This is a genomic window from Bradyrhizobium sp. CB1717 (assembly GCF_029714325.1).
Taxonomy (GTDB): domain Bacteria; phylum Pseudomonadota; class Alphaproteobacteria; order Rhizobiales; family Xanthobacteraceae; genus Bradyrhizobium.
Genome location: NZ_CP121666.1, coordinates 8,081,144 through 8,107,837 on the forward strand (window position 1 = coordinate 8,081,144; position 26,694 = coordinate 8,107,837).

Here is a 26,694-nt window from a genome sequence, read left to right on the forward strand (position 1 = left end):
CGATAGGCAGCCGGAGGCGACTTAGTCTCGTACCTCCGAGCAGCATCGGGACGATTCCCTGTAGTTTGAGTCGCACCGTGGGCCGCTCCGGGCGGCTCCGAACGGCCCTGTGATCAGATCTCAGATTGTTTCTGCCATTTCCAGGTACCGGCAGAAGGCATTGGCGAGCGCCATCTGACGAGGCGTGCGGCATTCGACTCCAAACAGGCGCGGCGACGCCACCACCACGCAGATGCACTTCGCGCGCGATGTCGCGACGTTGAGCCTGTTGCTGCTATAGAGGAACTCCATGCCCCGCGGGGCATCGCCGTGGCTCGATGTCGTCATCGAGTAGATCACGATAGGGGCTTCCCGGCCCTGAAACTTGTCGACGGTCCCGACCCGGACGCCGCGAATACGCTCCTGGATTTCGGCTACCTGCGCGTTGTAGGGGGCGATGACGAGGATGTCATCGCGCCCCACCGCCCGCTCCACGGCGGCCCGATCGATCCATGTCGTTCCCGACCGCAGGATTTCGTCGACGAGACCACGGATGCTCTCGGCCTCTTCGGGCGACGAACTCTGATTACCTTCGTGGGTCACCGGAAGGTAACGAAGCCCCGCACCTTGCAGCCTTCCGGTCGACCTGATCGCCTGGTTTTCGAGGCCCGGACGCGGCTGCAATCGGCTTTCGTAGAACATCTCCGAATTGAATGAGCAGATGAGCGGATGCAATCGCCAGGTCTCCGCCAGGAAGAGGCCGCGATCCGGCGGCACGGTCGCGTGCGGACCGAGGATATGATCGAGCGAAGAGACATCGACGCCGTCTGGATGGCCGCCCTGGATCGGCTGTTCGAGCTGACGCGGATCTCCCAACAGTACGATGCTCCGGGCGGCTTGGGACACGGCCAGTACGTTCGCCAGCGACATCTGGGCCGCCTCGTCGACGAAGAGCACGTCGACGCTTTCCGCAGCGTCGGGTCTGGCCCAGAACCAAGCGGTCGCGCCACCGACGCTACCGCCGGTGCTCAAGGCATCGAGGAAAGCTCCGTTGTCGGTCGTGAACCGAAGGCCCGGTCCATCGTCCTCCATCTCGGAAAGCTTCTGAATGCAATCGACGGCGAAGGCCTGCTCGCGCGAGGCCGTTCCTACTTCGTCGATGAGATTCCGGATGACCTTATGGGAGTTGGCCGTAATACCGACCGTCCTCTTCTCCTTGGCGAGTGCGAGGATCATTCGAGCCCCGGCGAATGTCTTGCCCGCGCCAGGCGGTCCCTGCACCGGGAACACGCTTTCGTCGAGATCGACGGCAATCCGGGCGGCCGACTCAAGCGCGGTTTCGCCGTCGGTCCGCAGCTGTCCGGTCCGAAGACGCGGAGCGACCGCCATCAGAAGGTCCCGCGCCGCCCGATAACCACCCTCACCTTCGATTCCGTGGTCGGCGACGTATTCGCCGATCCGCACCAAGGCGTCCGCGAGCACCTGCGTGTCGACGAAGTTGTGCGCGAAAACCGCTGCGGGATGCAGCCCAGCCGTATCGGCGCGCTTCTTGATGTCGATGGTACGGTCGTCGAGGGAAATGGCGACCACACGCCCGAATTTGTCGCCGCCGGGGCTCCTGAGATCGTCGTCGGCCCGGATGTCCGTATCTTGAGGCGCGAACGAATACCGGTGAACGGGAGCCTTGGCGGTCCCGCCCCGCGCATCGAGAAACGTGAGCTCCGACAGACCGTCCCGCTCGTGGAGAAGATCCTCAGCCGACAGGTCGCGGAGGCGGAAGTATTCCCACCAGACCGACTTCTTCTCGCGTCCATGCCAGTCCAACATGTACGCCAACAGCCACCGCGCCTGCTGCTGTGGGCTTCGATCGGCTACGTCATCAGGCACGCCTTCGGTAAGTCGGACCACGAGTGCGGCGACTTTTCTCTGGCGTTCGTCCAGCTCGGCGCCGATCTCCGCCTCGGAGGCCTCCGGGCGGCCGATCTCGGTTCCGCCGGAGACGAGATCCGCGCGTACAATCTCGAGCCAGTCCCGCAGGGCCTTTGTCGACGCGCAGTCGTCCTGGTTGTAGCCCCGGATGGCCGCCTTATCCTCTTCCGGAATCGCCGCCGCGTCGGCCATCTCGAGCCGGGCCTGTGTCCGCGCCATCGTCGCTCCGACCTCCTCCAGCGGGACGGCTCTGTGGTACGAATAGAGAGGTTCGAGCTTCTTGATCGAATAGCTTTCGACGCTCGCGCGGATCGCATGGCGCACGACCGAAAACAGATCGACGAATATCTCGGCGCGGAGCAGATCGTCGACCTCGTTCTCCCGCGTCGCATAGCGTCCCATTAGTCGCTTCAACGCCGCCGGTTCGTAGGCCGCGAAATGATAGATATGAAGCCCGGGGTATTTCTTCAGGCGCTCCATCACGAAATCGATGAAACGCTCGAAAGCTGCCCTTTCTTGCTGCCGGTTGGAGGCCCAATCACCGACGTACGTCTCGCCGCCTTGTTCGTCGGCGAACAGGTACCCGAACAAAAACTCAAGACCGCCGTCGCCGACGAACGGATCGCCCTCGAAATCAAAAAAGATATCGCCGGGAGACGGCTCCGGCAGGCGCGCCAGCCCGAAGCCAGGCGTCGGAGGAAGAGCCTCGTACAGGACCTTTCTCGCGTTCCTGCCTTCTACCTGTATCCGCGCCTGGTCGCGGACCTTCTCGAAGCTCTTCGCGGCACCGCGATCCGGGCGCCAGGCAAGCGGTATCGGCATCCTGGCCAGCGCCGCGGTGGTGTCGATACCGCGCCGCTCCAGTTCGCCGATCTGGGACTTGCTGATGCCTGCGACGAGCGACATGTGATCGTCCGCCCTTCTTTGCTCGTCGCAGTGACGCCGCCACCGGCATATTTCGCAGTGCCCGATCGGCTCGGGGTAGGCCGACGCGGTCTCGCCGTCCGAAACTGCCCTCTCCAGGCTCGCCCGCACGTGTCGATAGTAGGCGGCATAGTCGGAGATGCGATACTGCTCGGGTACGTAGTTCGTACCCGGAGTTACGACGTACGCCGACTCGGGCTCCAGACCTTGCATTTCGCGGAGCAGATCGGAATAGAGCGAAATCTGCAGGACGGTGTTGCCCTTGGTCTCGCGTGCAAGTTTGGTGTCGATCACTTCGTAGGACCAGGCGCCCAGGCCGCTCGATCGCTCGATGCGAAGGAGTACGTCAGCTCGTCCGCTCCAGATACCTCCGTGAAGGGCTGCCTGCACGATGACTGGATCCCCCCGGACCATCGCGTCGGTGGTCGCCGCGACCGCGCTTCGATCTATGCCTACGCCATCGATCATGGTCGTCCTCAATCCACTTGCCTCGAGGTGATCAATGTAGCCCCGCTCATGGAGCGCACCGCGCTCGGCGAGCGTCTCCAGGACAGGATCCCAGACACGCGGCTTGCCCAGCCGGCCATACGCTACTTCCAAGTCGAGTTCTGTAAGATACCGACAGTTCAGATGACCGACGAGATCACCCGCGCCGAGATTTAGCCTGTCGCCGATCTTGTGCATCGTATCCTTCCTCGGCCGATCCGCCCCCACGCCGTCCCATTTCTCGGTAGATCCATCCCGCCGCCTTTCCTCGATCGAGACATAGCGTGTGATGACAGGGAAGTACAATCATCAATGGTGGTAGTCGGCACCCATCGAAAGATGCCCGAAGCGCAGCGCTTCGCGATCTTTCGATCGCGAACTGGATACCGAAATCGATACTCGCCAAGGCAGCAGGTTCTCCGTACCGGCGACCATCGGCGCGAGCGCGGCCAACAGCGAGTCGGCGCCGTCGGGAAGTAGGCCATCGTCCATCGGGAAATGCCGCCGCCCTCCCGCGGAGCTGACCGGCGAGCTGTTCGGCGTGACGCAAGCCGTGAATCTCCAGCACGACCGAGCGACGGCGGTCGCCGCGGTGGACACGTCGCGGGAATTTGAGCTGCCTCAAGGCGAACAGAACGAACATCGTTAGTGTCTTGCTCACACCGAACGGCCTCCGCGTCGTTCCGGTCGCGAGGTCCCGGACTCCTAGGCACTCCGGGCCTCGCCATCCTTTCGCGTCAGTTCAGGCCTCGGGAACACATCCATCCGCTGCACATATGCCGAGACGATGGAAAAGGCGCGGCTTCGGCTTTGAAGTGAGCGGCTCTGGAAATGAGCGCGAGCGAACACGGAATGCTCGGGCAGTGCCTATCATTCAAGTTCTTCGGAAGCTCCTGCTTTCGAACAAGCGGATTCGGAATGGTTATCGTCATATTTCGGATCGCTCATTCTTCCCATCCGGCGCCGGAAAACCGCAGTTGGCACAATTCGTGACGGCGGGTGTCTCAACTCGATCATGAAGTCGAGAGAGGCGACGACCACCTTAGCGGTTGGACCTTCAAGCCTTGAAAAAAGTCGCAAGGTAGAGCAGCGCAGCAAGAACGATTGTGATACTGATGACCGTTAGCGCGGCCTGCTTAGTTGAAACGTCACGCACATCATGCTTCCTTCAGTGGGACACACTTAGTATGGTCAGGGACCGCTTGCTATTGCCTGGGGTTTGAAACTCGATGCTTTGACCAACCGACAGGCCGATCAACGCAGCTCCGACCGGCGTAAGGACCGAGATGCGCTTTAATGTTATGTCTGCTTCGTGCGGGTACACCAACACCACCTCCCGCACATCACCCGTGGTATTATCGCAATAGCGCACCTGTGAGCCCATGCGGACAACGCCGCGCAGATCGGAATTGTCCGTCACCACGCTTGCACGCTCCATCTCCCGAGCAAGGAAATGCGCCACGCGCGGGAAGAGTGCCGAGCTCGAACTGGCCAGAGCGTTTAGGCGCCTGGCCTCATCCTCCAACACCGTGATGGCTGGCAACCCGATTCCAGGCTTGTCCTTGCGATTAGTCTTGGACATTGCCTTCTCTCCTTTCCCAAGCTGCTGGTGGTCCGGGGTCATCGTCATCAAAGAGCTTCTTGCCCCGGAAGACTGGATTGCTAAACAGGACCCCCACAACATCATTCGGATCAGCTCGACGGACGCTTTCAATTCTGACGACTTTGGTCCGCCCATTGGTAAGGAAGGGGATTTCGCTTCCGACCTTCAGCCCCACCATCGCGGCGCCCAACGGTGACATCACGTTGATTTGGCTTCGCTCGGACGTGTAGTCTTCGGGATACACCAGTTGCCTCGTCTCGCGAGGGAAGCTCCAGTCGATGCGGAACGTCACCCACGAACCCATGGTGACGATGCTGTCCAATCTGGCTGCGCGATCAGGGACGATTTCCGCACGGTCGATCTCGCTCAGCAAGAAACGTGCGTCCACGTCGCCTCGATCTGCACCCGCACGCGCGAGTCGTCCCAAGCGACTGTGGTCGGACGCGGGAAGGGTGATGTCTGCGATATAGTGGTTATTCACAACATGCCTCCTTGTTTGAACTCGCCGCGTGGGAGAGCCACACACTAGAGCTGCTTGATGAAGGTATCCGGAGGACCGTCCGGCTAAGCTTCTGCTCGGACGCGGCCTGTATGCAAGCATCGCCGCGATATGCGCAGACCTATCGAGAACATTATCATATGGTGCCAACCGGAAGACCTTCCGCCGCGTGCTGTACCGTGATCAATCCTGCGCTCATTCTGACACATGGTGACTCCTCGATCAGGCGGCGGTAGGCCCTGGATCATCATCCATTGGCTCATTGTCATCGGACCTGCCTGGACGAACCAGCGGTACTACGTTGGTATCGGGGCCTGTTACGCTTTCGATCCTGACTACGTTCATGCAGCCCGAGACGAAGTACGGCATCTGGTCGCCGACGTGGAGGCCGATCAATGCAGCCCCCAATGGCGATAGAACGGATACCTGGGCAAGGTCGGACGTGCAGTCTTCCGGCCAGACTAATTGGACCGTCTTTCGCGGGACGGCCCAATTCGTCCAATAGGTGATCCAGGATCCGATCGTTACGACTGACTGCAGATCGATGGCATCGCCTGGGACAATCTCAGCGCGGTTGATCTCCAGCATCAGGAGCATCGCACTGATATCGCCTCGCTGAGTGGCTACGCGCGCGAGTTGCTCGAGACGAGGATGATCGGCGGCAGACAAGGCGATCTTCGGAAGAGGCAGCACGGCGCACTCCTGCTATGGCAAGTTGGGCCCCCGGAGAGAAAGCCGCAAAACCACAATTTTGATGAGAAGAGAGCCCGGACGGCGCGATTTGCCGTCCGGCTAAACGCGTGCTTGCAGGCGACCAGCGTGGGGACAGAGCCGCGCTATGCGCGGATCGATGTCGAATAAAATCGTCATGGTGTTAAGATAGTCCCGGATCGCGGGGCCAACATTGCGGCGAAAGCGCGCACTAAGAGTCTAGCCATCTTTGTGTTCTCGTATCGTCACTCCGACTGAAATTGACGCGGAGGGGAGCCGCTACTCTCCAACTACGCGGCTCACATGGAAGAACAGGCTCGTCATGTCCGCCCGATTATCACAATTTACTGATGCCGATGTCGACGACGTCGATATTGGCATCGCGCGCTCGCCATCACGTCTCAGGCTGAGGTGCACGGTCTTGCCGATCCCGATCTGCTCAATCCGATCGGTGAGGTCAGAGAGGCGACACACCAGCTTGCCGTGAGCAGCGGTGACGGCCATAGCGAATTAGTTCGGGGGACAGCCCGGTTGACTATGTCGACCGGAACGGCAAAGCCGATGCCGGCCTTGGACCCCCCGATGGCGACAGATCGCGGTCGTTACCCCTATCAAGCGGCCGGCGGAATCGAGCAGTGGGCCGCGAATGCCGGGGTTGATGGCGGTATCGGTCTGGATCACGTTCGCGATCTCGCGCCCGCTGCTGGTCGGTAGGCGCCGCTTAAGCGCGCTGATAATGCCGCTGGACATCGACTGCTCGAGCCCGAAGGGGTTGCCTATCGCGAACGCAAACTGGCCGACCTTGAGATCAGCGGAGCTGTCGATCGCGACTGCTGGCGGCAAAATGCGCGCGCTTCTGATGCGCAGTACGGCGAGGTCGTAATTCGGCGCGCCGTGCCGAAAATCTCGACACGCGTCGTTTAACCCTAGGAAAACCGGATCGCGACCTCGCTCGCGTTCTGCACCACTTCAAGCACCGCGAGGCTTCGTTCCCGACGACGCTCGGTCCATTGAATTGACTGCCCAGGTCCAAGTCCAATGAGGGCGGTGCCGATCGGACTTAGAACCGAGATGCAGTGAGGGTTCTGGTTTCGTCCGGAAGAACGAGACGGCGGCGACGAAGATGTGAGGTTCCAAACTCGCGAACTTCACCTGGCATCCGAGCCTAACGGCCGAATTCCATGCGGCGGTGTCTGAAACTATATCGGCGCGATCACTCTCCTCTCGAGGAGGTCCGTATCGACGCTCCTCGTAGGCAAGTCTTGAAGCAGCCTGAGCAGCTTTTGTCGGTCCATTCTCGTTAGAACTATGGACGGTCGCTCAGGACCCCTCTGTCCAGAGTTGGTCATGGTGCTCTTCCCCCGGAAAGCTGGGCCGCCCTCGACGACAAACGATCTTATTTGACCATTCGATGCAATGAAAACGCTGGGTTGGGCGACTCAGATCCAATGCGGCAGCGGGGCAGAAGTCGCATGCGTGCCTAAGATTGAGTTCGGCCAAAGCAAGTGAAGCTGTTTGTCGCAAGTTCGCATGATATCGACCGGCCCTTTTTCTGTCTGGATGTCAGACAGGAGCAGTCTCGTTGGTTGTTGATACAGCCCGTAAGCGGGCAGAAAGAGATGATCCGCGATGGGAATTCAAGCCCGTATCTCATCGCGGCTCATTTCGCTGAGGTTGAGCTGTCTAGGTACGACTGCACGAAGCAGTTCGCGACAAAACGGCGCGCAGCAGCGCAGTATCTTGATTTCGCGGAGCGTCGCGCCAAGTATGTTGGCATGATTATCATTGCGCTAGATCAACGGTATTGCGTCGAGGACCACTTGCAAATTGGCAAGTGACCCGGGCGGCCTTAATGGCTGCCCGGGCATAACTATTTTCATAACAATCCATCCTGCGTAGCACGCGCCGCGCTCGTTTACATGAGCCTGTGGCGAAGGTGTGCCTCGATACGAAGCTTGCTCAGTTGGCGACCAGAAGCTGGTCGTACGATCGAGCTAACAAGGAGTCAGGCGATGATAGAGGCGAGAGAGATCGGGCGATTGTACATGACCACCGCGAACGACGCAGTTGCGACCATTGCGGACCATAGTCGCAAAACGGTGCAACTGGCCGGCAACAACATGCTGCAGTCATTTGCATATCTTGTCCGACTTGCAGGCGCCAAAACCGGAATGGAGGCGATCGAGGTTTCAGACGCGTACTATCGAAATCAGCTCGGCGCGCTGGGGCAGCACGCGAATAATCTGATCGATCTCACCCGTAGGATGCGAACCATCTGTCTGGCCTCTTCTGAGCGCCAAGACGTGGACCAAGGCGTCTCACCCACTCATGAAAACTGAGGAATTTGTGCGATGTCAAACATCGGAGTCGATACCACCGAGCACTTGCCTTCGATCGTAATACCGCGACGAGACCATGCGCGCCTTGAACGCTTGGCCGGTGATGCGGTGAAAGAACGTCACCCGGTCGGAAGCTTCTTGATGTCGGAGATTCGTCGGGCCGTCGTGTTCGAAATCAACCAGGTACCGGACGGTGCCGTGTGTCTCAACGAGTGGGTAACCTACAGAGTCGATGGTAGTCGGCAGTCTGAAAGCAAAATCTTGGTGTGCCCGCGCGACCTTAGGAACGGGCTGATAGAACTATCGGTCCTCTCGCCGCTTGGTGCGGCGCTTCTCGGAATGAGCGTTGGACAGCGTATGAAGTTCTTCAGTATCGAGGGCGGGCTTCATTCCGTCATTGTCGAGGGCGTCCTGGCACCGGCCGGCGCACCCTTGTTGTTTCCGCTGCGCCCCCGCCGCATCGTCGGTCGGGCTTCCACTGGCTCTCGGGAGCCCGATGACGGCGGCCCTCACGCGGCTTAGGAGCGATGTGCTGGCAGAGCTGGATCGTTCGATCAAGGAGTGGGAATGCAGCGCGACAGAACAGCTGAGATGAGACCGCCGATTGCCATCGATGCCGATCATTTCGCCAGACTATCGGCGCTCTCGTCAATGGCAAGCGGGCCGATGGCCAAGGTATGCGAATATCTTCGCGAGGAACTCGACCGAGCGCATGTCCTTCCGGCAGATAAATTGCGTCCCGATATCGTCAGTTTCGGCAGTAAGCTGAAATTTCGGGATGAACAGACCGGAAAGATTCGAGAAATAGTTCTCGTTTACCCGCTTGATGCCGATATTGCACGCCGACGTGTGTCCGTGCTGACGCCCGTCGGGGCCGCACTTCTGGGACTTTCGGTCAATCAGACGATTTCGTTCCGTACCAGAGCGGGCGAAAGGCGCGAGCTCACCGTGCTCAAGGTCGGGCGCGAAGACTAGTCGGGCACCGAAGAGAGAGCGCGGGTGCGACGGGGTGCCATCGCTCCCCCATGTATCCAATCAGCTCGTTGCCGGGTTGCGATTGGCTGTAGCCTAATCCGACCGATGTCTATTGTGTCGCGGAGTCGCACCGTGCTCGATCTCCCAAAGGATCCACACGAGGGCAATGCCTAGGCAGACAATGACTGCCAAAAGGAGGAATGTCAGTTGGGGCGCGGTGAGTGTGGGGGCACCCATCGCATGCTTGGTGAAATCTTCGAGCGGCAGAGGCATTGCGTTCTTTGCGATTGTCCGCGTTCGGGGTCTCTATGGAGCCTCCTGAGTTGTCGTCCATTGTGCGAGTGTTGCAAACGAAAAATGTTATCAGTTCTCATCGATAATAGTGGTAGGTGGAACGCTGACAAATGTGCACTCGAGGGCGGTTCGCTTTGAAACTGTCGGCCTCGGAATAGTCAAATTTTCTAAGACGCGCATCAGCGAAGTCCCACGTCTGTCCGTCTGGGCACTGAATTGACGTGGATGTGAGACGAATTTCGGCAGGGATTAGTTATATTCGATCCCTTTCAGCCACGTTGGAACCACGAAGGGCCGCCTTACGTGCCCCCCTGCTCCGAGTTCAACCAAGCCCAGGAGACTCAGGCCGTCGGGATAAATGCCTTGCGGATAATTGCCCTCTGCGGCTTCTACGCTTTGCTTGGTGCTCTCGCGGCCGCAGTTGCCGCCTTGGTCGGCACTTTCCCACATTGGATCTGAGCCGCCAGATACAGAGCGAACGCCGGGCAGTCGTCAGGCAGCTTCCACGTCAGATCCGCATGAACGCCACATGACAGTAGAGATATTCATCCGCCTCGGCTAAGCAACGAGTGTAAACCCTTCACCTCGCGCTGGGGGCAACGAACGCAAATGTTCCTCCTTGCCGTTCTCGTCCTTCCGTTCGCCGGAAGTTTCATTGCGGCATTCCTGCGGGTCAATGCGCGCACCGCCGAGGCATGGCTCGCCGGCGGCGTCGCACTCACCGTTTTTTGCCTCATGGCTGCGGCTTATCCGAGCGTGACGAATGGAGGCATCGTCGATTGGCGCACGGAGTGGATTGCCGAACTTGGGCTTGCATTCGCACTAAGACTTGATGGCTTCGCCTGGGCTTTCGCGATGCTGGTCACGGGGATCGGCTTTCTGGTGGTGCTGTATGCCCGCTATTACATGTCGCCTAGCGATCCCGTTCCGCGGTTCTATTCCCTTCTGCTCGCCTTCATGGGGGCGATGTTGGGCATCGTGCTCTCCGGCAATCTGCTCCAGCTCGTTTTCTTCTGGGAGCTGACCAGCTTGTTTTCGTTCTTGCTGATCAGCTACTGGCATCACAATTCGGCTGCGAGGGACGGCGCACGGATGGCGCTGGTGATCACCTCGAGTGGCGGACTCTGTCTCTTTGCCGGTGTCCTGCTGATCGGTTACATCGTCGGCAGCTACGACCTGGACAAGGTGTTGGCGTCAGGAGAGGCGATTCGTTCGCATCCGCTCTATGTTCCCGCGCTCGTGCTGGTTCTGCTCGGCGCCCTCACCAAGAGCGCACAATTTCCCTTCCATTTTTGGCTGCCGCACGCGATGGCGGCCCCGACTCCGGTATCCGCTTATCTGCACTCGGCAACGATGGTGAAGGCGGGCGTCTTTCTTCTGGTCCGTCTCTGGCCCGCCTTGGGCGGAACGAACGAGTGGTTATGGCTGGTGGGATCGGCCGGTTTGATCACGTTTCTCCTTGGCGCATTCCTCGCAGTGTTCCAGCAGGATCTGAAGGGGCTCCTGGCCTACTCGACCATCAGCCATCTCGGCTTGATCACGCTCTTGACGGGACTGGACACGCCGTTCGGGCAAATAGCAGCGATCTTTCACATCATGAACCATGCCACCTTCAAGGCGTCGCTGTTCATGGCTGCCGGCATCATCGACCACGAAACCGGCACGCGCGACATTCGGCGCTTGAGCGGTCTCTACGCATTCATGCCGATCACGGCGACGCTGGCCATGGTCGCGGCCGGGTCGATGGCCGGCGTGCCGCTGCTGAATGGCTTTCTCTCGAAAGAGATGTTCTTCGCCGAAACAATCGAAGTCCATGACAATTCACTGGTCGATCAAGCGCTTCCCTACATCGTCACCGCGGCGAGCACCTTCACCGTTGCCTATTCTCTCCGGTTCATTCGTGACGTATTCTTCGGACCCCCTCCCGTCGGTCTTCCGCGCACCCCCCACGAGCCGCCCCTCCTGATGCGGCTCCCGGCCGAGCTTCTCGTGCTGGTATGTGTCGTGGTTGGCATCGTTCCTGCGCTGACCGTGGCACCGGTCCTCGACACCGCTGCTGGCGCGGTGCTCGGTTCCAACATGCCGGAGTACAGTCTCAGGATCTGGCACGGCTTCACGCCCGAATTGCTGATGAGCATCCTGGCAATGGTCGGCGGAGTCGTCGTCTATGTGATGCTGCGCTCCTACCTTCTCGCCAACGAGGGGCCGCCCCTGCTCGGCCGGTTCAGCGGTAAGCAGATCTTCGACTGGATGATGGTGACGTTATCCTGGCGTCTTGCACGCTGGCTCGAGAGCAAGCTCGGGACGCGACGTCTCCAGCCACAATTGAGAGTCCTGGCCGGTACGGCGTTCTTCGCCGCCTTGCTGCCGCTCTATTCGCGCGGCGTCCCGCTGGCGGATCCCATGCGGGCTACATTTGACCTTGCGTTCGCTTTGCTTTGGACGGTCGGCGCCGCCTGCGCGGTCGGCGCCGCGATCGAGGCCAAATTCCATCGCGTCGTCGCGCTGATCCTGCTCGGGTCTGCCGGTCTCGTGACCTGCGTCACCTTCGTATGGCTGTCGGCTCCCGACGTCGCGCTGACGCAGATCGTCGTCGAGACGGTCACGACAGTGCTCCTGCTACTCGGCTTGCGATGGTTGCCAAAACGTATCGCGCCGGCCGGGCCGCAAGCGCCAGCCGGCAGGATTCGATGGCACCGCGTGCGCGACTTCGCGACCGCGCTCTCCGTCGGCGTCGGGCTGGCGACGCTCGCGTTTGCAGCCATGCAGCATCACGATACGAACAGCATATCGCGATACTTCGTCGAGAACGCCTATACCAAAGGTGGCGGAACCAACGTGGTCAATGTCATCTTGGTGGACTTCCGCGGATTCGACACAATGGGTGAGATCACAGTCCTCGCCGTCGTTGCGCTCACCGTCTACGCGCTGTTGCGCCGCTTCCGTCCGGCGCCGGAGAGCATCCCCGTTCCCGAACAGCAGCACGCCCAGGACAGCCACGACGAGGCGCGTCCCGACCGACAGAAGGGTGACACCGCCAAGGACACCACGGAGACCGCGTCGCTGATGATGAGGCTGATGTTTCCCGTGATCGGTGTCGTGGCGGTCTTCCTGCTGTTGCGCGGACACGATCTTCCGGGCGGAGGCTTCGTGGCCGGCGTCGCCATGGCGACTGCGTTTATCCTGCAGTACGTGGCTCGCGGCACGACATGGGTGGAAACTCGTCTGCACGTCATACCGGTACGCTGGATGGGGATCGGGCTTCTGCTCGCTGGGTGCACGGGGGCAGCCGCCTGCGTTTTCGGATATCCGTTTCTGACCTCGTACTTTGCGTATGCCGAGCTGCCGCTGGTTGGCCGCGTCCCCACGGCGAGCGCATTCCTTTTCGACGTCGGCGTGTTCTCACTCGTGATCGGCGCCACGGTGCTGATGCTCATCGCGATCGCGCATCAATCCCTGCGTCGCTACGCAGTTCCGCCTCAGAGCGGCCGAGGCTTGGCCAGTGAGCCATCGAAGGAGGAACTGGTCTGATGGAGTTCGTGCTCGCAATCGGTATCGGTACGCTTGCCGCGTCCGGCGTTTGGCTGATCCTCAGGCCGCGCACCTTTCAGGTTATCATCGGGCTGTCGTTGCTTTCCTACTCGGTTAATCTTTTCATCGTGGCCATGGGGCGAGTGCGGACGGGGGCTCCGGTGCTCATCGCAAAGGAGGCCGGAGATCCTGCGCGGTATGCCGATCCGCTCCCGCAGGCGCTTGTACTGACTGCAATCGTCATCAGTTTCGCGACCACCGCGCTCTTCCTGGTCGTGCTGCTGGCATCCCGCGGCCTGGCCCGGACCGATCATGTCGACGGCCAGGAGCCGGAAGCGTGAGCGGCGTCTCGGGTCTCGTCATCGCGCCGATCATCCTGCCCCTGCTGGCAGGTGCCGGCATGCTGCTGCTCAATGGAGAGAAGCACCGCTCGATCGTCGCTGGTCTCAACGTCGGCGCAACCGTTGCCCTCGTTTGCATTGCCACCATCCTGCTCGGAATCTCCGATGCCGGCACAAGGGACGTCTATCGTCTGGGAAATTGGCCTGCGCCGTTCGGAATTGTTCTCGTGCTCGATCGGCTGTCGGCTTTAATGCTGCTGCTGACCAATGTCCTCGCGCTGGCCTCAGTTGTGTACTCCCTCGCACGCTGGCACCGCGCAGGCGCGCATTTCCATCCGCTGTTTCAGTTCCTGCTGATGGGCCTCAACGGCGCCTTCCTCACGGGCGATCTCTTCAACCTGTTCGTGTTCTTCGAGTTGTTGCTGGCGGCGTCATACGGGCTTCTGCTGCACGGATCCGGCCTTGCACGGGTAAAGGCAGGGCTGCACTACATTGTCGTCAACCTCGCCGCCTCGCTGCTGTTTCTGATCGGGGTCAGCCTGATCTACGGCGTGACCGGAACGCTCAACATGGCCGATCTCGCGGCACGCGTGCCGGCGGTCGCAGCGGAGAGCCGCGGCTTGCTCGAAGCAGGTGCGGGCGTGTTGGCGGTCGCCTTCCTGCTCAAGGCCGGAATGTGGCCCCTGAACTTCTGGCTGCCGACCGCCTATGCAGCCGCAAGTCCGCCGGTGGCGTCGATCTTTGCGATCATGACGAAGGTTGGCGTCTACGTCGTGCTGCGCCTGTCGCTCTTGCTTTTCGGCGAGGACGCCGGCGCATCGGCCGGCTTCGGCAGGGAGTTCTTGTTGTTGGCCGGCTTGGCGACGATCCTGTTCGGAGCCATCGGCACACTGGCCTCGCAAGACACCGGCCGACTCGGAGGCTTCTCAGTGCTGATATCCTCTGGAACGGTGCTCGCCGCCACGGGGATGGGACAGGTCGGCGTCACCAGTGGAGCGCTCTTCTACCTGGTCAGCTCGACGGTCGGCATCAGCGCATTCTTCCTCCTCGTCGAGCTCGTCGAGCGCGGCCGTGAAGCTGGAGCGGACATGATCGCTGTCACGCGGGAAGCTTATGGAGAGGAGGACGAGACAGACGAAGCCGAAGGGGACGTCGGCATCGCGATCGTGGCCACCATGGGATTGCTCGGCCTCGCTTTCATCGGCTGTGCGCTGGTGATCGCCGGCCTGCCGCCGCTGTCCGGATTCATCGCCAAGTTTGCGCTGCTCGCGGCGGCGCTGCATCCGCCCGGTCAGCCGGGGGGCGCCATTCCCGGCAGCGGATGGGCTCTGCTCGCGGTGCTGATCCTCTCGGGTTTCGCGACCTTGGTCGCGATGGCACGCGCGGGACTCCGCATCTTCTGGGCCTCGCCCGATCGCACTGTGCCGCGCGTGCGCGTGATCGAGATGGCGCCGATCATGTTCCTGCTGTTCATCTGTGCTGCGCAAACCGTCTGGGCCGGCCCCGTGATCCGCTTCATGCAGGCCGCGGCGCATTCCCTCCACTCGCCGGCCGACTACATCAGCGACGTCCTGCACACCGGCTCTAGCAGCCGACAAGCGGAGGGCAAATGACACGCTTGCTGCCCTTTCCCATTGTCAGCTTCTGCCTGCTCGCGCTGTGGCTGCTGCTCAATCAAGCGGTCACCTTCGGGCACATCCTGCTTGGCTGCGTGTTCGCGCTCGTCGGCGGACGGATTCTGACCATCTTGGAATTGCCGACTGTGCGGGTCAGGCGACCCGGCGTCATTCTGCGGCTGCTGCAACTGGTTGCGATGGACATCGTCCGCTCGAACCTGGCGGTGGGACGGATCGTTCTCGGTTTCGGACGGCCACAGCGCAGATCGGGTTTTGTCGAGATTCCGCTCGACATGCGCGACCCCTACGGGCTGGCCTCGCTCGCCTGCATCATTACGTCGACCCCGGGGACGTTGTGGGTGCATTTCGACGCCCAAAGAGGGGCGCTGACCATCCACGTTCTGGACCTCGTCGATGAAGAGGAGTGGATCCGCACCATAAAGGACCGTTACGAACGTCATCTGCTGGAGATACTCGAATGAGCCAGCTCATGCTAACCTACTCGCTCCTGGGCGCACAGGTGTTGCTGGGATTGGCGATCGGTTGCGGCGCTTTGCGCATCTTCCTTGGACCGCGCGCGCAGGATCGCGTTCTCGGGTTCGACACGTTGTCCGTCAACGCGATGTTGTTGCTTCTGACGGTCGGGATTCGAACCGGCGAGGCGCTCTATTTCGAGGCTGCCCTGGCCATGGCCCTGTTCGGGTTCGTTGGGACGGTGGCGCTCGCCAAGTTCCTCCTTCGCGGCGAGGTGATAGAATGAACGGCATCGAGCACTTGCCGCCTTGGGCTGCCGTCCTCACAGCGGTCTTCCTTTTGACCGGCGCTGCCTTCACGCTCATCGGCTCGCTGGGCCTTTTGCGGCTCGGCACGTTCTACGAGCGGGTCCATGCGCCGACGCTCGGAACAACGCTCGGCACCGTCTTCATCGCGGCCGCTTCGATGGTGTACTTTTCGGTCCTGGAGAGCAGGCCGGTGCTGCACGAGATCCTGATCGTTGTGCTCGGCGCCGTCACTACTCCGATGGCGCTGACCATTCTGGTCGGCGCAGCCCGCTTTCGCGACACCGCGGAAGGGGCACAGCTGGGCGAACCCGCAGGCCGGGTGCAGCCCCACGCGAGGGTTCCGGGCGACGCTCCCACCGGCAAGGCCGGCTAAATGTCGCAATTGATCTGCCGCGGGGCATGCTTAGGTCCATTGTAGGCATGATGCTGGACCGCGTGCACATCGCCGCGACTTCAGCAGGCCGGTCGTCGGCATGCGCCGGCGAACTGATCTTGCGGTGCCGCTCGAAGATCTGCGGTATTCCCAATAGAGGACATGATGACCAAAGTGCGACCAGACATTCAGGAGAACCGGCTGCAAATCGGCATGTGACCCGGGCGATGTGTATCGCCCGGGCGCGGCAACTCAGCGATTCCAAGCAAGCCGGGAGTTCTTCATGTCTGTCTTTTTCGCACTGCTCGTCCTGACCTCGTGGATCCTGTTCATCTGGATCTGTGATCCGGACGGATTCCGCACAGCCTTTGCGCGCCGTCCGCCCCCGATACCGCATCATCCGGAAGGGTGATGCTGAAAGGTGCTTCGTCACCTCGCGCTCCCGCTCCTACGGTTTTCGACCGCGACACGCTGCTGCACTCCGGATCTCGGGGCCGCCTGTGCGTGGCCGCGTCATGAGCGGGCCTAAGCAATCAAATCGCCGCCTCGTCGAGACCGCCTCGGCTAGGTGGGCCAATACAAGGGTTCTGACATGATCATCGTCGCTGCGACGGATTTTTCCACGCGTTCTCATCGCGCTCTGCGCCAGGCCGGGCTTATCGCTCGCGCCCGCCGTGCCGAGCTGCACCTCGTTCACGTCGTCGATGAAGACCTGCCCGCCGAGCTGGCCCGCATGGAAGAGCGCGAGGCTCAGCGCGTCCTGACAGAGCAGATCGGGTCGATGCCCGAGCTGCCCGACACGCGTTGCCATGCGACTGTGATCAGGGGGCACCCTTTCGATGGGATCTTGCGCGCGAGCGCCTCAGTCGGCGCCGATCTCATCGTCATGGGCGCCCATCGCAAGCAGTTTCTGCGCGACATCTTTACGGGCACCACCATCGAGCGCGTCATCCGCGGAGGAAAGTATCCCGTGCTGATGGTGAACAACGAAGCCCAGCGGCGCTACGAACGGGTTCTGGTGCCGGTCGACATGTCGGAGACATCGGCCGATGCGATCCGCTTCGGCCTGTCCGCCGGGCTTTTGGAAGACGGAGCGACGCTTCTTCACGCCTTCTCGCCGGTGGCGAAGAGACGATTGCTCAGCTCTGGTGCGAGCGCCGAGGTCATCAGTGGATATGTCGATAGCCAGCGTCACGGCGCGATGGAGGACATGAGCGCTTTTCTCGTGGCCAATGAGTTCGCCACCCAGCGATGGTCGCTCAGGGTCGACGAGGGCGCGCCCATGCAGGTAATCTCGCGCGCTTTAGCGGAAAAGCGGCCGGACATTCTCGTACTGGGTACTCACGGCCGATCTGGGTTGCTCCGAGCGTTGATTGGCAGCGTCACAGAAGAAGTGTTGCGGTCCGTGAACGTGGACGTTCTCGTCGTTCCTCCGACCCGCAGGCGCTCGCGCCAAGCGGTCGAAGCTGTCATCAGCCAGCAGCTTGCCGGTGGCGCTGTTGACGAAATGGACCAGGCAAGACCCGCCACACAGACGTGCGAAACTCCCCCTTGTGATCCGTCTGCCGATGCGAGGGCACCTGAATAGGAAGTTGCGGTCCATGATCTGGACCTTGCGCCTCCGCATGGATTGCGGATCAATACGTAAGGCTCGGCTCGATCACGGCTTGACAACCTCGGATATCGAAAATGCGGCCCTGCGGATTCCGTCTCACTCTTTTATGTCCCGACGAGGGTGCCAGTTACACCGGAAATAGCAGCCCCATCATCAGGGCTGCAGTAGTGCGAATTTGGCGATGAACCCGGGCAGCGGCGGCAGCCCGGCGATGACCAGCGCGCACTTGCGCGCTGGGTGCCGCCATTCAGGCCAAATTTCACCGCGTGGCTGCACCAATACTGCTCGGAGGGGCGGGTCTTGTCACGCGCGTTTGTTGCGGTGACAGCCGCGAAGGCTCTAATTATGTTCGGCGCCGAGCGTTTGCACAAGATCAGCGACCTCGCGGCCGTTCGCTAACGGCACCAAGCCGATTTGCGCGACCAGCGGTGCCGGCTCAGAGCTCAGCGCAGTGACGACGTCATCTTACTTGGCGCGCTGAGGCTCTGTGAGCCGACCGCTAGAGCGCAACTCATCCAAGGTCTTGCCATAGCAGTCGGTGACCGGCGGCCTGTTAGTGGGAACCGCTACGACGCCATTGGCATGGACCGTAATGCTTAGCCTTCTGTCGGCCGTGACATAAAGAGCATCGCCACTTTTGTCGACCCTGGAGAGATACCCAACTCGCCAACTCTGATCTGCTTGAGCGTAGCACAGGATAGTGGCCGGAAGATCGGGAAACACTGGCTCGGCCGCAGCTCCCGTCGCTAGGGTGACGAGAGCTGAAATTAGGACACCCGCCGGCCGTGTCGGTTGAGGTATGCCGGAGACATTTGCCATTACGCAACTTTCGACTTTATTCGCCGATGATTAGCATCAATAATAGAGAAAAGGACAGCTAGGCATCGGTGTCAATCCGTATCCGGTTCACCCTTTGTCGCACCGGCTGGTGACGAACGAATGGGTACAACGAGCTGCACCATCACGTGATGCTTGCCTTAATGTCCAATGCGCCGACCGACCCCTAAACATTCTGCATTGCACTCATCGGCCGCGCAGCTCCCCGATGATTTCTAGTCAGTTCTGTTGGGGAAATGCCCATGCGAATTGAGAGACAGACGATCGCTCCGGACCTGGCTCGCAACCAAGGACAGTTATGCTGCTTCGGTCTCCGCTTGCGGTACACCATTCGGCCGAGGAGCCTTCCGATAGTCCGATCAAGGCTGCCCCAAGCGGGCTCAGCACCGAAACGGCGTTTGGTTGGTTAGACCGGTCGCCTGGGAGCACAAGGACTATTCGCCTCTTGGCGCCGGCGATGTTGTCGCGTACTTCCACATGTGAGTTGACGGCCACAACATTTGGTGGAAGTTGATCATCAGGGACAATTGTCGCTCGCTCGATTTCCCTTAGTACGTTTGAAGCGGCGGCCGTCCCGCGACTATTCGCCAGGGCGGTAGTTGCAACGGCATACAGCTTCTCCCGATCGGCCTCTGAGATAGTGATCGGTGGAAGTGCTGCTTGGTGCTGATCATCAAAGATATTCATCTTCTCGGAGTCCTGTCCTATCCGGCTGCGCAATTTTCGCATCACGCGCGCGTTCTACAAGCGAAAAGATTTGCCCATCAGGATCAAAACAATTGATGTATTGAGCTCATCTTCGCGTTGGGACGATCCTCACGAAGGTCCGGACCAATAGGATATAGACGATCTATCGATCATGAAACTTGCACTCATACTCCAATAAAATTCGTTTGCGTGTTGCATCCATGCGCGAGAAACTGAGGTCGTCAGACGCCGTTGTTGAGTGCGCACGCCTGAAGAACGCATCGTTCGCTTGATGTTTCAGCTCACCTGGCGGTGCTGGAATGGAAATGGGCCACCAATGCAAAGCCTTAGTCTTGGCCGGATCGCTCTTATCGTAGCTCTGGCCGCCTTGCTTATCCTGACGGGCGGGTGGGCGATGGCAGTATGGAACGCCCCTGGCGACGTCGTGATGGATAAGCACGGTTGGATCGCCTTGGGCCTCGGCACATTCTTTTCGCTTCTCGTGGGATGCGGCTTGATGGCACTAATGTTTTTCAGCAGTCGCAGCGGTCACGACGATGCGGCCGATCCCTTCAGGAAACGGCACGAGCCCTAAGACCGAGTGGATTGTCTCTGAGCGGCTTCAAGCTGTCCAGTTCCAACTTCAGCCGAACAACTCATCAACGGAGCGTCGTTCGCGCTTGACCGCCGTGCCCTCAACACGTCCGCACCTTCCGCGGGAGTGATGGCACCTCTCTCCTTCAGACCGAATTAACCTGACGCTGGTCGCGCTACGCTCGGACTTTACGGCGATCAGCAGGCTGCCCGGAGGTTCGTGCATGATCTATTCACCAAGCGATCCGTGAAGAAGCGCGCCCGTCCTGATGCGTATGGGCAACCGCGATAAGACCGGTATTCATCTTCCTTACCGACGAAATTCGCTGTTCCGCTAGTTTGCCGTATTGAGTTCGCCCGCTGTCTATCTACAACGCTTCGCGCTTCGCCCGTATGGACTACAACTCTTTGATCGTCGGGGAATGACAGACATGGCTTCGGCGGTAGACTTGCTGTTGGACGGGACTATCATCGCAAGCAGATAAACATTCCTATCACAGCTCGGCTTTTCGCTTGAGCCAGCGCTTGGCGGAGATCGGGCGAACCGTCGAACGACAGGAGATTCTTTTGATTACAGAGCGTAGCATCACCGCGTCCGTTCGAGAGCACCTTGTCCTGGCGAAATGCCGCATTTGACTTCGTGCAGCGAATGCCTAGGTCTGTGTGTATGACATTGAGCTGTGCAAGAGTTCGTAGAGGCCTGCGTTACGCAGGTCATCTAATCGCGGGAAATTAGCCCCGAGCTCGGTGCCGTGCCACCGCGCTCGAGCTCGGGGCAGGTGGAGCAAAGCGGATGCCCTACGGTGGCGAGCCGCAGATGCCTGGCGAGTTTTCCTTCCGAGGCCTGGCGCGTGCGCCCACTCCAATCCGATCAATCCGCTGGGAGACGCAGTAGGCCATGAACAGAGAACTCGCGTCACACACTCATGAGCAAATCGAGCGTTCTGCACGATCGACTCCATGATTTCCCCAACTCGCGGACGAACTGCATAACATTGGTCCTGCCGGCGGTCCCACGGCAAGTGGAGACTAGGCAGCGCCAGCGCTAGGCGGCAACGATAGATCTGGGTCTGGCCACTGCTTGAAGTGCTAGTTGCAAAAACGGAGATGAAACATGACGTCAACACTGCCAAAGGCGACGATGAGCGTTGAGATCAAGCCGCCAATAACGCTTACAGCCAACGATTTCGAACGGCTTTCGCTACTCGTGCGAGCGGTAGAGAACAAGACGCCGGACGCAGCCTCTGTACTTGCGGATGAGCTTGCTCGCGCACACGTCCTTGCTGACGGTCGTCCTAAACAGACCGTTTGCATGGGCTCCGAGGTGCAGTTCCGCGACGACGCCACCGGGAGCGTTCAGGTGATGACGCTGGTTTATCCGGGCGATGCGGACATCTCCCTTCGAAGGATCTCGGTTTTGACACCCGTCGGCGCCGCCCTGATCGGTCTTAGCGCCGGAAACTCAATCACGTGGGAGACACGAACCGGCGAGCTTCGGCAATTGACCGTCCTTAGGGTCCGCGAGCCCCAGCTTGCTTGAGACCGCGTTGTTTCTTCCCGATAGAGCTATTGATGGCGAACGCGCTACGAGAACGAGTTGACCGGGGGTCAGTCGCAAAATCGGTCCGATTGTCCGGACTAGTGAATATTCGTCCGGGCTCGACACTCATGATTCCAACAGCTCAGGCCGGAGATCCGCATGTCTGTATTTGTAACGCTCGTAATTCTAACTTTGTGGGTATTGTTCGTCTGGTTATCCGATCCCGACGGATTCCGGGAGGCCTTCGCTCGCCGGCGTCGATGGACAAGTCACGCCGACGAAGATTGGTGACCTGCGACGTGTTGAGCACTTCCCATCAGTATGTAGATCCGGTGGACGAACCTGAACGTGCCTTCCTCGAAAGCTTGATCCGCGAGGACTTTGAGCGCAGTCATCCCAGCGATACACTTGAAGACCTTCGGCGCAGGACCTCCTATTCGAGGCATGACAAAGGACTTCTTCGCGATTGGATGGCCTTAGCGGCAGTCCGAGCCAGGATTTCCGCAGGACGCACGCGAGCTAACGGCGCAGCCTGAACGTCTGCTCAGCCGATCGTGCTTTGGCAAAGAAATCGGCGTTGCAGAGGACACGTTCTCATAAATGAGGATCCTGTTCTGAACGTCGTTGCTGCGACCGATTTCTCGACCTGTTCGAACCGCGCGTTGCGGCAGGCCATCTAGCGCGCTCGGCGGTGATCAGCTGCATCTCGTCCATGTTGTGGATGACGATCAGCCAACAGACCTGGTCAGCATAGACGAGCGCGAGGCACGACGAGTGTTAACTGAGCAGATCGCTCTATGTCGGAGCTGCGAGAGTTTGGATGCAGTCCCATCGTGGTTAAAGGCTGCCCGTTTGACGGATTCTGCGAGCAACTGCCGCAGCGGACGCGAACGTTCTGGTGGTTCCTCCCGCTAAGCTCTACACTCAGAACTGGCCCAGCATGCGCTGTGATAGACATTAGGTTCGTCGACGATCGTTTCGCAGACTAACCGTTGATTTGGCACCAATCAAAATGGACGGCTATCTCGGCGCCAATTGCATCGAATGGACGAGGACGGGTCACGCCACGCGCGACTTTTCCTATTTGGGCGGACGGACCGAACACTACCTGCCCTTCCATGCAGCAAGCAGAACACCTAATCGCTTTGATCGACGCCCTAGTTTTAGCTCTATCAATTTCTTTGATGCGACCTGGCAACTATTTTCGCTTGTCCTTGATAGCAGAAGAAGGACACTGAGCAAGGAGGGGCGCGACGGCCATCGCAGGCTAGGCCAAGCAGAACTAGGCGAGGGCTCCGTGCGTCGAGCAAAGCATGCTTGTTCGCGTCCGCCGCAAAGCGGAATGACATCCGACTTACTTCGGATGATCTTTAATGAGGGTCCAGATGGAGAGCCGCACCACCGTCGCGCCATCGTCTAGATACGACGACTTCCTTTATGCAGTGATCTGCGAAGATCGCAATGGAACTCAGGTTAGCGTCATTTCCGCGTTGACACGATTGGATGTTGATCCTTGGGCGGAGGCAACCCGTCTTGAGACAATGAAGGAGACGGACGCAAAGGCGCGATTGATGGCGATGCTCGACCGAGCATCCGCACAGAATTGGAATTCCTCGCAGAAAGACGCGGTCGCGCGGCGGCTGATTGAGCTACTTCCCTCGCCCGAACGGGACTCTTTTCCGATCCGCGTTTCGGAGACCCACGGGCGAATGCTGTTCTGCCTTGTACTTTGGTGGGGCTTTCTGCTCGCAACCGCTGTATTCTCAAACTACAAGGACAAGGTGGACGAGGTCTCTGTTATTCACTCAGGAGCGACGGTCACTTCAAAGAGCGGACCCACCGACAGCGCGAGGAGCACTGCGGACTAGTTCTGCAGGCGCCTCTTTCGAAGCAAGCATGTGCTTATCCGATTCTGCAAGACGGACGCCGGCTGGCGACCGCCAGACGATTTGATGAGAATGAACGGCGCCGCGACAAGTGCCTATCGCAGTCCTTCGATCGGATCCTCTCTTTTTGGCTTACGCCATCCATCTCGAATCGTCATCGAAGGATTGGTCCATCAACGCTTGAGGGCGGACCACCGCAGCGACCAGAACTCGGCTCCGGTCGGGTGACGTTCTCGATTCTGATGATATCCATGTCTCCCGCGGCGAAGTATGGCATTTGGTCTCCCGTCCGAAGGCCGACCAGCGCCGCGCCTAAGCTCGACAGAACGGAGACTTGACTTGGATCGGAGGTGAGGTCTTCAGGCCAAACCAATTGAACCGTCCTTCGTCGAATACCACGATTGGTCCAGTACGTAACCCAAGATCCCATTGTCACAAGTGATTGAATCTGACGAGCGTCATCCGAGACGACGTTAGCACGTTTGATCTCAGCAAGCAGAAATGTTGCATTATTCTCGCCTCGCTCCGCACTGAGGCACGCGAGCTTCTTAAGGCGCGGATGGTCGGACGCGGTCAAGGAGATGAAAGGTAGAGGCATCACCACACTCCTTTGTTGGATAAGGCGAGGCGAGCTTCGGATGGAAGCTATCAAGCAGTCAATCTGATGAAGAGGAGCATCCGGACGGCATCGTGTTCTATCGTCCAGCCAGATGCTTGAGTGCGAGCGTCCGCCGGCCGCTCAACGTTAGCTCGACCGCGTAGATCATGGTAAGTCAAATATAGGCCTTGGTGGCAACGCATCCATTGCGGCGAAAGCACGCACTAATTGGCTCGCGATCCGCTGGCGCCGCTGACGCCACTTGCATTCCTCTGGCGACATCGCGAGCGGCCGGCATGTCGTCGATAGGTCGAATTCCTCGGCATCATGCTCGCTGACGCTCCCCAACTGCCAATACGCCCTTGATCCGAGCCAGCTCGCACCATGCTGATCAAAGTTGTCGCGGAGCGTAACATCCGAGGCATCCAGTGCGACAATTCGTTTAGGCGTTCAAAGCGGTTCGAGCGCAACTTCCCTGAACAACTTGCGGCGGCGATATGTTGTGCCGCAAAAAGGTCATGACGGTCCGCAGGCTTTAGCCGCTTCCCCGCTCCTTGTCGCTTAGCTTTGGCGCTGCTTGTCTGGGTCGACTGCGCGTGATTTTGGGTGGATCGCTCGCCGGAAAGGTCTGCTCCAGCTGTCGATCCAACTCTTCGTCGAGTTCTCGCTTTTCGCGCTGCTCGCGCGTCTCACTTTCCCTTGGCATCACGAAATCTCCGCTTTTGGCGATCGCAAGCGATGATCGGTCGCTCGCTCTCAATCAACACCAGCGGGGTCACAGTAGCCGCATTATAAATCAACTCCGAGCGAAATTGGTGGTGAACACTCAGTGAGCCTGATCTGGATGGGACCTTCTCATACGCTTTCAGTTCCCCGGTTGTGGAACAATCAAGATGGCGAAGCTGCGAGCGCATTGCATCAGTCAGTCCGTAGACTCGCGCTTTATAGCGGATGCACATTCACATTGAACGAGAAGGCGATTCCAGCACCAATCGCCTGCCGTTGGTCCCTTCGGCGTTATGCTCGTGCCGCTTGCGTTGACGTAAGGTTTGAAGAAGGACTCATCTGGGTGAGCAACACAGGTTGTGCTACATTGAAATGCCCCGGCTGCACATGAACGGAGATCGCTATGTTTGAGGGCTTCGATGCACTCCTGCTGGCCCGCATCCAGTTCGCTTTCACCGTATCGTTTCACTTTATCTTCCCGGCGTTCACTATCGGGCTGGCGAGCTATCTAGCTGTGCTCGAGGGGCTGTGGCTATGGAGCGGGCGCGCGATTTTTCTCGACCTTTTTCACTACTGGATCAAGATATTCGCACTTTCCTTCGCAATGGGCGTGGTTTCCGGTATTGTGCTAACATATCAATTCGGAACCAACTGGTCGGTCTTCTCCGACCGTGCGGGCCCCATCGTCGGGCCACTGATGGCCTACGAGGTGCTGACGGCCTTCTTCCTGGAGGCGGGCTTTCTTGGAATCATGCTATTCGGCATGACTCGGGTCGGTAAAGGGCTACACTTCGCGGCTACATTGGCGGTCGCTGCCGGCACGCTTTTTTCTGCGTTTTGGATAATAGCCGCCAATTCTTGGATGCAGACCCCAGTCGGACATTCAATCAGCAGCTCGGGGCAGTTCGTACCGACGGACTGGTGGCAAATCATCTTTAATCCATCCTTTCCGTACCGCCTCATTCATACTGTACTGGGCGCTTACCTTACCACCGCATTGGTCGTAGGCGCAGTGGGTGCTTGGCACCTCCTGCGGGCGCCGAACAATGCGGGTGCCCGGGTGATGTTCTCGATGGCGATGGGTATGGTTGTCAGCGTTGCTCCGATCCAAGCTGTTATGGGCGACTTTCATGGCCTCAACACTCTCAAGCATCAACCAACGAAGATTATGGCGATCGAAGGTCATTTTGAGAGCTATCCAGGTGGGGCGCCATTGTACCTCTTCGGCTTTCCCGACCGGGAGGCGGCAGCGGTGCGATACCCATTGGCCATTCCAAAGCTCGGCTCCCTCATTCTGCACCACAGTTTTACTGCGCCCATTGAGGGCTTGAAAACGGTTGCCCGCGAGGAGTGGCCGCCGGTGGGCATCGTCTTCTGGTCGTTTCGCGTCATGGTCGGCCTCGGGCTGTTGATGATAGCGCTCGGAGGCCTTGCGCTTCTCGCACGAATACGCGGCCGCCTTTACGAGTGGCGCATCCTTCTGCTTTTCGCGGTCGCAATGGGACCGGCCGGCTTCGTGGCGGTCATCGCCGGCTGGGTGACCACCGAGGTCGGACGGCAGCCTTATACCGTGTACCGGCTTCTCCGAACCGCCGAATCTGCATCACCGCTTGATGCACCCGCGGTTGCCTCCTCATTGCTCGCATTCATTGTGGTTTATTTCGCCGTGTTCTCCGTAGGGGCCTGGTATATTCTGCGGTTGATGTCACATGCGCCTGCAATGGCCGAGCCCGGCCTGGAAAGCGGCGATGTGCCTATCCGAACTGCAGGCATAACGCCAGCTTCGGCGATAGACCCAGACCGCACCATCGGAGCAAAGAGGATTTGAC

Annotated in this window: 20 protein-coding genes and 2 pseudogenes; 15 read left to right on the top strand and 7 right to left on the bottom strand. The window is 59.6% G+C overall.

Going from position 1 to position 26,694, the window contains the following annotated elements; all coding sequences use genetic code 11:
• Positions 1-120 precede the first annotated feature (120 nt).
• The 7 genes and pseudogenes from QA649_RS37505 to QA649_RS43020 all read right to left on the bottom strand — a co-directional run.
• Positions 121-3,516, bottom strand: a complete 3,396-nt coding sequence (locus QA649_RS37505; protein WP_283021546.1) for a TM0106 family RecB-like putative nuclease — start codon at positions 3,514-3,516, stop codon at positions 121-123.
• Positions 3,517-3,627: 111 nt separating this feature from the next.
• Positions 3,628-3,810, bottom strand: coding sequence for a hypothetical protein (locus QA649_RS37510; RefSeq protein WP_283021547.1), 183 nt, complete (start codon positions 3,808-3,810; stop codon positions 3,628-3,630).
• 676 nt (positions 3,811-4,486) lie between these two features.
• Positions 4,487-4,900 carry a nucleoside diphosphate kinase regulator gene (rnk, locus tag QA649_RS37515; protein ID WP_283021548.1) on the bottom strand — a complete coding sequence of 138 codons (414 nt, stop codon included), beginning with the start codon at positions 4,898-4,900 and terminating at the stop codon, positions 4,487-4,489.
• Positions 4,887-5,402, bottom strand: a complete 516-nt coding sequence (locus QA649_RS37520) for a GreA/GreB family elongation factor (protein ID WP_283021549.1) — start codon at positions 5,400-5,402, stop codon at positions 4,887-4,889. The genes rnk (QA649_RS37515) and QA649_RS37520 overlap by 14 nt, the downstream gene beginning before the upstream one ends.
• A 240-nt stretch (positions 5,403-5,642) precedes the next feature.
• A complete protein-coding gene (locus QA649_RS37525) occupies positions 5,643-6,113 on the bottom strand; it encodes a GreA/GreB family elongation factor (protein ID WP_283021550.1) in 471 nt (156 codons plus the stop codon).
• A gap of 355 nt (positions 6,114-6,468) precedes the next feature.
• Positions 6,469-7,099 (bottom strand): annotated as a pseudogene (locus QA649_RS43015) (trypsin-like peptidase domain-containing protein); the annotation flags it as partial.
• A 51-nt stretch (positions 7,100-7,150) separates the two neighbouring features.
• Positions 7,151-7,204 (bottom strand): annotated as a pseudogene (locus QA649_RS43020) (hypothetical protein); the annotation flags it as partial.
• A gap of 432 nt (positions 7,205-7,636) precedes the next feature.
• On the opposite strand from QA649_RS43020, the gene QA649_RS37540 reads away from it, so the two are divergent.
• The 15 genes from QA649_RS37540 (at position 7,637) to QA649_RS37610 (ending at position 26,693) form a co-directional block, all read left to right on the top strand.
• On the top strand, positions 7,637-7,969 hold the full coding sequence (locus tag QA649_RS37540) for a hypothetical protein (RefSeq protein ID WP_283021551.1): 333 nt from the start codon (positions 7,637-7,639) through the stop codon (positions 7,967-7,969).
• A gap of 207 nt (positions 7,970-8,176) precedes the next feature.
• Positions 8,177-8,470: a phasin family protein gene (locus QA649_RS37545; RefSeq protein ID WP_283021552.1), complete on the top strand. Its 294-nt coding sequence runs from the start codon at positions 8,177-8,179 to the stop codon at positions 8,468-8,470.
• A gap of 12 nt (positions 8,471-8,482) precedes the next feature.
• A complete protein-coding gene (locus tag QA649_RS37550) occupies positions 8,483-8,992 on the top strand; it encodes a GreA/GreB family elongation factor (protein ID WP_283021553.1) in 510 nt (169 codons plus the stop codon).
• 45 nt (positions 8,993-9,037) lie between these two features.
• Positions 9,038-9,445: a nucleoside diphosphate kinase regulator gene (gene rnk, locus QA649_RS37555; RefSeq protein WP_283021554.1), complete on the top strand. Its 408-nt coding sequence runs from the start codon at positions 9,038-9,040 to the stop codon at positions 9,443-9,445.
• Between the two features lie 903 nt (positions 9,446-10,348).
• Positions 10,349-13,270: a monovalent cation/H+ antiporter subunit A gene (locus QA649_RS37560; RefSeq protein ID WP_283021555.1), complete on the top strand. Its 2,922-nt coding sequence runs from the start codon at positions 10,349-10,351 to the stop codon at positions 13,268-13,270.
• A complete protein-coding gene (locus QA649_RS37565; RefSeq protein ID WP_104463919.1) occupies positions 13,270-13,611 on the top strand; it encodes a Na+/H+ antiporter subunit C in 342 nt (113 codons plus the stop codon). Before QA649_RS37560 ends, QA649_RS37565 begins: the two co-directional genes overlap by 1 nt.
• A complete protein-coding gene (locus QA649_RS37570) occupies positions 13,608-15,224 on the top strand; it encodes a monovalent cation/H+ antiporter subunit D (protein WP_283021556.1) in 1,617 nt (538 codons plus the stop codon). Before QA649_RS37565 ends, QA649_RS37570 begins: the two co-directional genes overlap by 4 nt.
• On the top strand, positions 15,221-15,709 hold the full coding sequence (locus tag QA649_RS37575; protein ID WP_283021557.1) for a Na+/H+ antiporter subunit E: 489 nt from the start codon (positions 15,221-15,223) through the stop codon (positions 15,707-15,709). Before QA649_RS37570 ends, QA649_RS37575 begins: the two co-directional genes overlap by 4 nt.
• On the top strand, positions 15,706-15,987 hold the full coding sequence (locus tag QA649_RS37580) for a K+/H+ antiporter subunit F (RefSeq protein ID WP_283021558.1): 282 nt from the start codon (positions 15,706-15,708) through the stop codon (positions 15,985-15,987). The genes QA649_RS37575 and QA649_RS37580 overlap by 4 nt, the downstream gene beginning before the upstream one ends.
• Complete coding sequence (gene mnhG, locus QA649_RS37585; protein ID WP_283021559.1) at positions 15,984-16,382, top strand: monovalent cation/H(+) antiporter subunit G; 399 nt, start codon at positions 15,984-15,986, stop codon at positions 16,380-16,382. Before QA649_RS37580 ends, mnhG begins: the two co-directional genes overlap by 4 nt.
• A gap of 592 nt (positions 16,383-16,974) precedes the next feature.
• A complete protein-coding gene (locus tag QA649_RS37590) occupies positions 16,975-17,970 on the top strand; it encodes a universal stress protein (RefSeq protein WP_283021560.1) in 996 nt (331 codons plus the stop codon).
• A gap of 1,888 nt (positions 17,971-19,858) precedes the next feature.
• The gene (locus QA649_RS37595) at positions 19,859-20,116 is read left to right on the top strand and encodes a hypothetical protein (protein WP_283021561.1); all 258 of its coding nucleotides are present in this window, start codon (positions 19,859-19,861) and stop codon (positions 20,114-20,116) included.
• A gap of 1,113 nt (positions 20,117-21,229) precedes the next feature.
• On the top strand, positions 21,230-21,655 hold the full coding sequence (gene rnk / locus QA649_RS37600; protein WP_283021562.1) for a nucleoside diphosphate kinase regulator: 426 nt from the start codon (positions 21,230-21,232) through the stop codon (positions 21,653-21,655).
• Positions 21,656-23,040: 1,385 nt separating this feature from the next.
• Positions 23,041-23,523 (top strand): hypothetical protein, encoded by a 483-nt coding sequence (locus QA649_RS37605; protein ID WP_247355837.1) that lies wholly within the window; start codon positions 23,041-23,043, stop codon positions 23,521-23,523.
• Between the two features lie 1,745 nt (positions 23,524-25,268).
• Complete coding sequence (locus tag QA649_RS37610) at positions 25,269-26,693, top strand: cytochrome ubiquinol oxidase subunit I (RefSeq protein WP_283021563.1); 1,425 nt, start codon at positions 25,269-25,271, stop codon at positions 26,691-26,693.
• Position 26,694 lies beyond the last annotated feature (1 nt).

Excerpts from the sequence above, each read along its gene's own strand:
- rnk (WP_283021548.1), bottom strand. The coding sequence starts at position 4,900 with ATGTCCAAGACTAATCGCAAGGACAAGCCTGGAATCGGGTTGCCAGCC.
- QA649_RS37510 (WP_283021547.1), bottom strand. The coding sequence starts at position 3,810 with ATGGACGATGGCCTACTTCCCGACGGCGCCGACTCGCTGTTGGCCGCG.
- QA649_RS37610 (WP_283021563.1), top strand. The coding sequence starts at position 25,269 with ATGTTTGAGGGCTTCGATGCACTCCTGCTGGCCCGCATCCAGTTCGCT.
- rnk (WP_283021554.1), top strand. The coding sequence starts at position 9,038 with ATGCAGCGCGACAGAACAGCTGAGATGAGACCGCCGATTGCCATCGAT.
- mnhG (WP_283021559.1), top strand. The coding sequence starts at position 15,984 with ATGAACGGCATCGAGCACTTGCCGCCTTGGGCTGCCGTCCTCACAGCG.
- QA649_RS37575 (WP_283021557.1), top strand. The coding sequence starts at position 15,221 with ATGACACGCTTGCTGCCCTTTCCCATTGTCAGCTTCTGCCTGCTCGCG.
- rnk (WP_283021562.1), top strand. The coding sequence starts at position 21,230 with ATGACGTCAACACTGCCAAAGGCGACGATGAGCGTTGAGATCAAGCCG.
- QA649_RS37580 (WP_283021558.1), top strand. The coding sequence starts at position 15,706 with ATGAGCCAGCTCATGCTAACCTACTCGCTCCTGGGCGCACAGGTGTTG.
- QA649_RS37590 (WP_283021560.1), top strand. The coding sequence starts at position 16,975 with ATGATCATCGTCGCTGCGACGGATTTTTCCACGCGTTCTCATCGCGCT.
- QA649_RS37560 (WP_283021555.1), top strand. The coding sequence starts at position 10,349 with ATGTTCCTCCTTGCCGTTCTCGTCCTTCCGTTCGCCGGAAGTTTCATT.
- QA649_RS37550 (WP_283021553.1), top strand. The coding sequence starts at position 8,483 with ATGTCAAACATCGGAGTCGATACCACCGAGCACTTGCCTTCGATCGTA.
- QA649_RS37545 (WP_283021552.1), top strand. The coding sequence starts at position 8,177 with ATGACCACCGCGAACGACGCAGTTGCGACCATTGCGGACCATAGTCGC.
- QA649_RS37605 (WP_247355837.1), top strand. The coding sequence starts at position 23,041 with ATGGAGAGCCGCACCACCGTCGCGCCATCGTCTAGATACGACGACTTC.
- QA649_RS37505 (WP_283021546.1), bottom strand. The coding sequence starts at position 3,516 with ATGCACAAGATCGGCGACAGGCTAAATCTCGGCGCGGGTGATCTCGTC.
- QA649_RS37595 (WP_283021561.1), top strand. The coding sequence starts at position 19,859 with ATGCAAAGCCTTAGTCTTGGCCGGATCGCTCTTATCGTAGCTCTGGCC.
- QA649_RS37565 (WP_104463919.1), top strand. The coding sequence starts at position 13,270 with ATGGAGTTCGTGCTCGCAATCGGTATCGGTACGCTTGCCGCGTCCGGC.